Origin of the sequence: Falsiroseomonas oryziterrae, from assembly GCF_021864505.1 — a bacterium.
Classification (GTDB): Bacteria; Pseudomonadota; Alphaproteobacteria; order Acetobacterales; family Acetobacteraceae; genus Falsiroseomonas; species Falsiroseomonas oryziterrae.
Map to the genome: position 1 here is coordinate 1 of NZ_JAKJIB010000562.1, position 1,443 is coordinate 1,443.

At 72.3% G+C, this 1,443-nt stretch carries 1 protein-coding gene; it reads right to left on the reverse strand.

Annotation, left to right across the window (positions count from 1 at the left end; all coding sequences use genetic code 11):
• Nucleotides 1-1,221: cupin domain-containing protein (locus L2I40_RS23155; RefSeq protein ID WP_237217712.1), on the reverse strand; the 1,221-nt coding region annotated here is incomplete at its 3' end.
• Nucleotides 1,222-1,443: the final 222 nt, after the last annotated feature.

Genomic DNA, 1,443 nt, shown 5'->3' on the forward strand with positions numbered 1-1,443 from the left:
GAGTTCAGACCACTGTCCTCCCGATCTCGCCGGCTTGCCGAGCAGCGCCTCGGCCTCCACCGCCGGATGGGCGCGCGCGAGCTCCGGCGCGGTGACGTCGGGGCGCGCCAGCAGCCACGCCGCGGCCTCCGCCTCCATCGGGGTCAGCGCAAGCGTGCCGGCGGCAGTCTTCACGACCCATTCCGCGCCGCGCCGCACCGGCTTCGCGCCGTTCGCGACCACGCGGAAGGCGGCCGCACCGTCGGCCGCCGGCTCCGAAGCGGAGCTGCCGATCCCGCGGGAGGCCAGGATGTCGTAGCCGCCGCGGCTGTAGCGGTAGCCGGCGACGAAGCCCGCCAGCACCTCGAGCACCTTGGGGTCCTTCGTGAACTCCGCGAGCTTCTGGCCGAGCAGCGCCGCGCGCTGGGTGAGCGCGAAGCGCGCCGGCGCCGATCCGTCCTGGCGCGGCAGCGGCTTGCGGAACTCCGCGTCGTGCAGCGCGCGTTCCAGCAGGATGTTGACAAGGTCCATGCCCAGCGGCGCGTGCACGCCATAGGCGATGTGCACGCTCGCCGGCGCCTCCGCCAGCGCGTCGTGGTACCAGCCGCGCGGGAGGTAGAGCAGGTCGCCGGGCCGCATCTTCACGACCTCGCGCAGCGCGCCGCGCGCCTGGTCATGATGCGCCTGCGGCAGGCCCTTGAAGGCGGGGTGCGGGATCGGCCACTCGGCGCGGCCCTCCCAGATGTTCCAGTCCTTCTCGCCCTCCACCTGCACGGCCCAGACGTCATGCGTGTCGTAATGGGTGCGGAACGCCTTGTGGCTCTGCCAGGAGATGTAGACGTTGGCCTGCGCCTTCCCGAGGCCCGCCGCCTCCAGCGCGTTCGACACGCTGGCGAGGCCCGGCGTCAGGCTGTCTACGTCGTTCATCACCACCGACGCGCCCTTGGCGATCCATTGCTGCACCAGCTTCGCATCGGGCTGCAGCAGCTGCGCCCCGTCGCGGCCGAGCGCGCGGGTGCAGAACTGCTCGGGCGGGATGGTCTGGCTGTCCATCACGAGCTTGAGCGAGGTGCCCGACCAGATATGCGTCATGTCGAGCAGCCGGTTAATGCCGCGCCAGGACAGCACCTGGGCGAACTTTCCCGGCGTGCCGCGCACATGCAGCGGCTTCCGGTCGTAGTAGTCCGAGAAGAACTGCTCCGGCGTGACCGGGGCGAGCAGGGCGGCAAGGTCCTGGATCATGCGCCGCAACATATCACCGCCCGCGTGGGCGTGACACGCCGCGGCGCTGGACGGCGGAGCCGAAATCATCCCAGGCTGGGGCGGAGGAGACGCCGATGAACGATGCTCCGCCGGTTGGGGATGGCGTGCGGCCGGGCGTGCTGGCCGCGGCCGAAGCCGCGCTGCGGCGCGCCGCCCCCGCCCTGCCCGAGGCCGCCGCCGAGCTGCTGCGCCGCCTCTTCG